Here is a 7090-nt window from a genome sequence, read left to right as displayed (position 1 = left end):
CTGGCGCAGCCGTCACGTCCATCGCAGCCCACCTCAACGTATCGTGACGACGCGTACGTCCCTCTGCTCGAGGCGGGGTACGCACAGATAAGCACAATTTCTGAAATTACGCAATAGAATTATTATTACCGGAAGATTAAGCGATCAGCGCGGGCAACGGGACGAGGCCGACCGGTCGGTCAGGATGTCGCGCGCGGCCACCGCGATCCGCCGACACAAGGACAGCGCCGTCTCCTTGTCCTTGACATGGAATATCCCGTCGCTGATCAAGCGGTCGTCGAGCCAGGCGCGAAACGCCTGTTCGCTGTCCGGCGTGAACGTCCCCTCCTCGTAGATAAAGCCGCTCAGCGGGCCTTCAATCACGTAATCGGTGTCGGCGGCATATTGAGAGGGACGCGCACATTGCGCCCAGATGCGGCCGTCAGCGTCCACAAAGGCCAGGACGCCATCATCACGCTCGTCAATTTTCACCCGAACCTCCTCGCCACATCCCCGAACGAGCTCTCTCCTTGCGAGCGCAGCGAAGCAAGCCAGAACCATGGCGGGACTCTGGGTTGCCTCGTCGCGTCGCTCCCCGCAATGACGGAGGCCCTCATGTCGAAGCGGCTCAGGCATGGACCGTTCTCCAGGTCCGCAGCCTCGATCAGCAATCGGCGCGAGCGGCGAGCCAACCGACCGAGATCACGATCCGGCGGCATCGCCACCCCGCGTGCGCGTCGGACGTTCGACCGCTCGCGGAGATCGATACAAGACTTATGCCATGGAAAGCCGCACGTGACGGGCCACGACGACGGATCGTTCCTACACGGCGCGGGCGGGACGCAGCAGGGATGGCGTCAGCCGGCGTCGTCACGCGCGGCGCTCAGCCGCGCCGCTTGCGGCCCTGCGCTGCCGCGGCCTGCTTGCGCAGACCCTCGGCCGCGCTGCCGACGATCTCGGAAATCTGCATCAGTTGCTTGGCGAGCGGGCTGGTCTTGCGCCAGACCATGCCGACCGTGCGCTGCGGCTGCGGATCGGCGAAGCGCGCCAGCGACACCGACGCCGAGCGCGTCTCGACGCCGACCGCCATCTCCGGAATCAACGTCACGCCCATGCCGGCGCCGACCATCTGCACCAGGGTCGACAGCGAGGAGGCATCGAGCATCTCGCGCGGCGCCTGCATGTTGCAGAACGACAGCGCCTGGTCGCGGAAGCAGTGCCCCTCCTCCAGCAACAGCAGCCGCATCTCGCGCAGCATCTCGCTGCTCGGCACGTCAGCGCCTTCATATTCCGGCGGCCGCACCAGCAGGAAGTTCTCCGCGAACAGCGCGACCTCGGTCAGCGAGGGCTCCGAGACCGGCAGCGCGACGATCGCCGCATCGAGGCGGCCCTCGACCAGTTCCTCGATCAGGGTCGGCGTCTTGGACTCGCGGACGTGGATGTCGATCTCGGGATGCTTGCGCGTCAAGTTCCCGATCACCTTGGGCAACAGATAAGGCGCGACAGTCGGGATCATGCCGAGCCGCAGCCGGCCGGTGAGCTTGTCGCGCGAGGCGCGGGCGAAGTCGCCGAGCTCGTCGACCGAGCGCAGGATCTCGCGGACGCGTTCGGCGAGCTGCTCGCCGAACCGGGTCAGCACGACCTGACGGGCGTTGCGCTCCAGCAGCACGCCGCCGAGCGCCTCCTCCATCTCCTTGATCTGCATCGACAGCGCCGGCTGCGAGATCGCACAGGCCTCGGCGGCGCGGCCGAAATGCCCCAGACGCGCCAGCGCGTCGAAATAGCGAAGCTGCCGCATCGTCAGATGTATCATCAGATTATCTTATCGCTCATCGACGCGAAGTCAATTTTCCCTGACTACAAGCCTGAGGTGTGTCGCCAACGTCTGGCATCGTTTTGCGTTTGGACGGGCGTCACACCGCGTTCATCAGATAATCTTATCGTTATGATCATCAATCTCAATTTCCCCTGATCGAAGTAGCCGCGTAGGGTCCCGGCTCCCACCCCAGGGGGAACCATGACGATCACGTCAGGAGGCAAACATGGATGACGTCAGCAAGTGCCCGTTTTCGGGCGGCTTGAAGGGATTTTCGAACAAGGATTGGTGGCCGAACCAGCTCAATCTGTCGGTCCTGCATCAGCACTCGAACCTGTCCGATCCGCTCGGCGAGACGTTCGACTACTCCAAGGAATTCAAGAGCCTCGATCTCGACGCGGTGATCAAGGACCTGCACGCGCTCATGACCGATTCGCAGGATTGGTGGCCGGCGGACTTCGGTCATTATGGTCCGCTGTTCATCCGCATGGCCTGGCATGCCGCCGGCACCTATCGCATCGGCGACGGCCGCGGCGGCGCCGGCACCGGTCAGCAGCGCTTCGCGCCGCTGAACAGCTGGCCCGACAACGCCAACCTCGACAAGGCCCGCCGCCTGCTATGGCCGATCAAGCAGAAATACGGCCAGAAGATCTCCTGGGCCGACCTGTTCGTGCTGACCGGCAACGTCGCGCTGGAATCGATGGGCTTCAAGACCTTCGGCTTCGGCGGCGGCCGCGCCGACACCTGGGAGCCGGAGCAGGACATCTATTGGGGTCCCGAAGGCAAGTGGCTCGCCGACGAGCGCTACAGCGGCGACCGTCAGCTTGCCGGCTCGCTCGCTGCCGTGCAGATGGGCCTCATCTACGTCAACCCGGAAGGCCCGAACGGCAACCCCGACCCGCTGGCGGCCGCGCGCGACATCCGCGAGACCTTCGCCCGCATGGCGATGAACGACGAAGAGACGGTGGCGCTGATCGCCGGCGGTCATACCTTCGGCAAGACCCACGGCGCGGGTGACGCGTCGCTGGTCGGGGCGGAGCCTGAGGGCGCCGACATCGCGCAGCAGGGTCTCGGCTGGGCCAGCAAATACGGCTCGGGCAAGGGCGGCGACACCATCACCTCCGGCCTCGAGGTGATCTGGACGACGACGCCGACCAAGTGGAGCAACAACTTCTTCTGGAATCTGTTCGGCTATGAATGGGAGCTGACCAAGAGCCCGGCCGGCGCGCACCAGTGGAAGCCGAAGCACGGCGCCGGCGCCAACACGGTGCCGGACGCACACGACAAGTCCAAGCGCCACGCGCCGTCGATGCTGACCACCGACCTCGCGCTGCGCTTCGATCCGGACTACGAGAAGATCTCGCGCCGCTTCATGGAGAATCCGGATCAGTTCGCCGACGCCTTCGCCCGCGCCTGGTTCAAGCTGACCCATCGCGACATGGGCCCGAAGGTGCGCTACCTCGGCCCGCTGGTGCCGAAGGAAGACCTGATCTGGCAGGATCCGGTGCCGGCCGTCGATCATCCGCTCGTGGATGACAAGGACGTCGCGTCGCTGAAGGCAAAGATCCTCGCCTCGGGCCTGTCGGTCTCTCAGCTGGTCTCGACCGCCTGGGCTTCGGCCTCGACCTTCCGCGGCTCGGACAAGCGCGGCGGCGCCAATGGCGCGCGCATTCGTCTGGCCCCGCAGAAGGACTGGGCGGTCAACAATCCGGCCGAGCTTGCCAAGGTGCTCTCGACGCTCGAGGGCATCCAGAAGGAGTTCAACGCGCAGGCCAGCGGCGGCAAGAAGGTGTCGCTCGCCGACCTGATCGTGCTGGCCGGCAATGCCGGCGTCGAGGCGGCCGCCAAGAAGGCCGGCGTCGAGGTGACGGTGCCGTTCGCGCCGGGCCGCACCGACGCCTCGCAGGAGCAGACCGACGTCGAATCGTTTGCGGTGCTCGAACCGACCCATGACGGCTTCCGCAACTATCTCAGCGGCAAGCAGTGGCTGTCCGGCGAGGAGCTGCTGGTCGACAAGGCGCAACTGCTCACCCTGACCGCGCCGGAGATGACCGTGCTGGTCGGCGGCCTGCGCGTGCTCGGCGCCAACGCCAACGGCTCCAAGCATGGCGTGTTCACCGCGCAGACCGAGACGCTCTCCAACGACTTCTTCGCCAACCTGCTCGACATGAGCGTGGCCTGGCGTCCGGTCGATCAGGGCGAGCACACCTTCGAGGGCCGCGACCGCAAGACCGGCGCGATCAAGTGGACGGCCACCCGCGCCGACCTCATCTTCGGCTCGCACTCGCAACTGCGCGCGCTGGCCGAGGTCTATGCGAGTTCGGATGCCAAGCAGAAGTTCGTCAAGGACTTCGTCGCCGCCTGGACCAAGGTGATGAACCTCGACCGGTTCGAGCTGAAGGCCTGAGGCGAGACGCCGACTGACTGCTCATACAGAGAAGCGGCGCTTCAGCGATGAAGCGCCGCTTTTTTGACGGAACAGGCTTATCAGTCGCGGGCCTGTCAGCGCGCCGCGGCCGAGCCGCCGCCGTCGATCTGGCGGCCCATCAGCGCGATCGCCTTCTGATAGACGCCGGCGGCGTTCCAGGCCTCGATGGCTGCGAAGTTCGGCTCGCCCGGCTGATATCCGGCGCCCGCCTTCCAGCCATTGGCACGCAGGAAGTTCGCCGTCGAGGCGAGCGCATTGGCGGCGACGTCGAGATTGCCGACGCCATAGGCCAGGATGTTCTTCGGCATGAACTGGGTCTGCCCGACCTCGCCATGCATCGAGCCGCGGGTGTTGCCAGAAAGCACGCCGCGGTCGATCAGCTTGAGCGCGGCATAGAGCTGGTCGGTGAAGAACTCCGGACGGCGGCAGTCATAGGCGAGCGTCGCGATCGAGGACAGCATGTGCTGATTGCCGCGCTGGCTGCCGAACGCGCTCTCCATGCCCCAGATCGCGATCAGCGGTCCGGGCGGCACGCCGTAGCGCTGTTCGATCGAGGCGAACATCGCGGCCTGCGACTGCTTGAGCTGGCGCCCGCGCGCGACGATCGCAGCAGCGCCGCGCTTGACGAGGAACTGATCGAGCGACAGCGAGAAGCTGCGCTGGCCACGATCGGCCGCGATCGTCGCCGAGGCGTAGTTGGTCTGCATCAGCGCTGATATCGCGGTGCCGCCGACGCCCTTCGCCCTCGCCTCCTCGCTGAATTCGCGCTTCCACGCCTCGAACCCCGCCGGCGACGAGCCGCACTGCGCCGCCTGCGCAACGCCGCCGCAGGCAGCGAGCAGCGTCGCGGCGGTGAACGTGAAGGTGATCATGGCCCGGCGTTTGCTCATTCAGACTCCTCTGGTCGCGTCCGCCGATGCGGCTCGCACCATTATCCTGCGGGACATCGGACGCCGCTGGCGGCGGTCATATCGGCTGCCCCGGTTTGCAACGGCGACAACCTACCGGAAATGGAAGAAAATCATAGCCGGGCGGGAATTAGCCGCAGATGAACGAGCGTCGACCATCGCCTGTGTGCGCACCAGCACCGCTGGCGGAACCGATCGCCATGCGGGTTCCAACGATCGCCTTCTGAAATCGCGATGCCCGGCTGCGGCCGCATCGGAGTTCGGCCCACCCGGCATTATTATACGGTTTCGTTTAGCGAGAGCGGCGTGAGACGCGCGGGCGCGTTCGCGCATGGACGGGTGCGTCACCAACGTCGAGATCGTCGGCCTCGACCACGATCTCCGCTCCGCTCGTCCGCGGCCTCGAGAGCCGCGCAGGAATGGGTCTCTTCTGGATCCAGACATCTCCCGGGGGAGCCAACCTTGACAGGTCCTCCGGCCGTCATTATAAAACGATACAGTTTCGTTTTATCGCAACCATTTCCCAAGGGAATGCTCTACAAGCACCGACCGAGATCGGAGACAGCAGGCCGTCATGAAACGAATCATTCTTTTGAGCTTGATCCTGCTGTCGTGGACTCCCCTGGCGCACGCCGTCGCCGGGACCGGCAGCGGCATGCAGACCGAGAGGGATCCACAAGTCTCCACCGATCCGGCACTGAGTCAGGAGACGATCGATCGCGAGCTCGACAAGTTCCGGCGGACGGAGGTGTCACTGCACCAGGCGCTGCGGATCGCCGAGAGGATTCATCCGGGCTCCAAGACCGCGGACATCAGCTTCGAAGGTGGGCTCGACGCCCCCGTCTACAAGGTCCGAACCCTACAGAGCGGACGGATCTGGGAATCCGACATCGACGGCACCACGGCAAAGGTGCGCAACAGCGTGCTGTTCTCCACCGTGGATGGACTGAGCGAAAGCGACCGTAACAGCCTGGCTGCCCTCACCACGGTCCGGCTCAAGATGTCGGATGCGATTCGGATCGCCGAGCGCTCGGCGGCCGGCCGGGCGATCAGTGGCGGCCTGATGAACAAGGACGGCAAGCTCGCCTTCGTCGTGGTCGTCGTCAGCGGCAACGATCTCAAGCAGGTGACGCTCGAACCGTCATCGCTGCGGCGACGCTGATCGCGCCGCTCACGCCTTCGGCTGCAGCGTCAGGAACGTCTTGACCCGGTCACGGACGAAGCCGGGCAGCTCCCTGCGGATCGTCCTTTCGCTCTCGCCCATGAGCGAGCGCATGATCACCGGCATGACGATCAGATCGATGAAGATCTCGGCAGAGGCGGCCGACGCCTTCGACGGCGTCCGGCGGGCGGTCGTGGCCGAGGCGCCGATCGTCTCGCCGAGCAGCACCGCCACGGCATGGGCGGCCCGTTTGCGTGAGACGTCATGAAACTGACAACTGAGATCGGGAAACCGGTAAGCCTCCCCGATCGTGACCCGTAACAATCCCAGCGAGTCCTTCAGCGCGCGATCGACGATGGCGATGGCAAGTCCGACCAGTTTCTCCTGTGCGGTGCCGGCCACCGGCGTGTAGGATCCCAGATTCATCACGTCGTTGATGGAGCGCGCGACGACGGCGGCAAACAAGGCGGCCTTGCCGGTGTATCGGGCATAAATCGTCGGCTTGCTGGCGGGAGCGCGTTCAGCGATCTCGTCGATGCTGGCACCGTCGAAGCCACGCTCGAGAAACACCGCGCGCGCAGCGTCCAGAATACGCTCCTCGATGTTTCCAGCGAGCGCCTTCGGCGGCCGTCCCACCCGCCCGCGAAACGCTTCCGTGCGGGCAACGTCCGTACGTTTCAATTTGGCCTGCGTGCGGGCCATACTCAACGACCTCGACTCGACATGAAGACATGTCGTCAAGGGATTACACGTTCTTGTCGAGACGGCAATAGAACGACCACGCCACGCGGCTATGC

At 65.1% G+C, this 7090-nt stretch carries 6 protein-coding genes; 2 read left to right on the top strand and 4 right to left on the bottom strand.

From position 1 onward, the window contains the following. Positions 1-144: 144 nt before the first annotated feature. On the bottom strand, positions 145-471 hold the full coding sequence (locus tag QX010_RS30425; protein ID WP_316183332.1) for a hypothetical protein: 327 nt from the start codon (positions 469-471) through the stop codon (positions 145-147). 391 nt (positions 472-862) lie between these two features. Beyond that, positions 863-1792 carry a hydrogen peroxide-inducible genes activator gene (locus tag QX010_RS30420; protein ID WP_315803486.1) on the bottom strand — a complete coding sequence of 310 codons (930 nt, stop codon included), beginning with the start codon at positions 1790-1792 and terminating at the stop codon, positions 863-865. A gap of 229 nt (positions 1793-2021) precedes the next feature. Here QX010_RS30420 and katG point away from each other — a divergent pair, with 229 nt between their 5' ends. Continuing rightward, positions 2022-4202 (top strand): catalase/peroxidase HPI, encoded by a 2181-nt coding sequence (gene katG / locus QX010_RS30415; RefSeq protein WP_316183331.1) that lies wholly within the window; start codon positions 2022-2024, stop codon positions 4200-4202. Positions 4203-4297: 95 nt separating this feature from the next. On the opposite strand, the gene QX010_RS30410 is transcribed toward katG, so the two are convergent. Next, positions 4298-5113, bottom strand: coding sequence for a lytic murein transglycosylase (locus QX010_RS30410; protein ID WP_316183330.1), 816 nt, complete (start codon positions 5111-5113; stop codon positions 4298-4300). A gap of 592 nt (positions 5114-5705) precedes the next feature. On the opposite strand from QX010_RS30410, the gene QX010_RS30405 reads away from it, so the two are divergent. After that, positions 5706-6293: a PepSY domain-containing protein gene (locus tag QX010_RS30405; RefSeq protein ID WP_316183329.1), complete on the top strand. Its 588-nt coding sequence runs from the start codon at positions 5706-5708 to the stop codon at positions 6291-6293. 9 nt (positions 6294-6302) lie between these two features. Here the strand turns inward: QX010_RS30405 and QX010_RS30400 are convergent, their stop codons facing one another. Continuing rightward, positions 6303-6995: a helix-turn-helix domain-containing protein gene (locus QX010_RS30400; RefSeq protein ID WP_315803482.1), complete on the bottom strand. Its 693-nt coding sequence runs from the start codon at positions 6993-6995 to the stop codon at positions 6303-6305. Positions 6996-7090 lie beyond the last annotated feature (95 nt).

Source organism: Bradyrhizobium sp. SZCCHNRI1009, from assembly GCF_032487575.1.
Lineage (GTDB): Bacteria > Pseudomonadota > Alphaproteobacteria > Rhizobiales > Xanthobacteraceae > Bradyrhizobium.
This window is presented reverse-complemented; position numbering and strand designations above follow the sequence as displayed.

What these genes read in the sequence shown, in the direction of transcription:
- QX010_RS30400 (WP_315803482.1), bottom strand. Translation starts at nt 6,995, where the DNA reads ATGGCCCGCACGCAGGCCAAATTGAAACGTACGGACGTTGCCCGCACG.
- QX010_RS30420 (WP_315803486.1), bottom strand. Translation starts at nt 1,792, where the DNA reads ATGATACATCTGACGATGCGGCAGCTTCGCTATTTCGACGCGCTGGCG.
- QX010_RS30405 (WP_316183329.1), top strand. Translation starts at nt 5,706, where the DNA reads ATGAAACGAATCATTCTTTTGAGCTTGATCCTGCTGTCGTGGACTCCC.
- katG (WP_316183331.1), top strand. Translation starts at nt 2,022, where the DNA reads ATGGATGACGTCAGCAAGTGCCCGTTTTCGGGCGGCTTGAAGGGATTT.
- QX010_RS30410 (WP_316183330.1), bottom strand. Translation starts at nt 5,113, where the DNA reads ATGAGCAAACGCCGGGCCATGATCACCTTCACGTTCACCGCCGCGACG.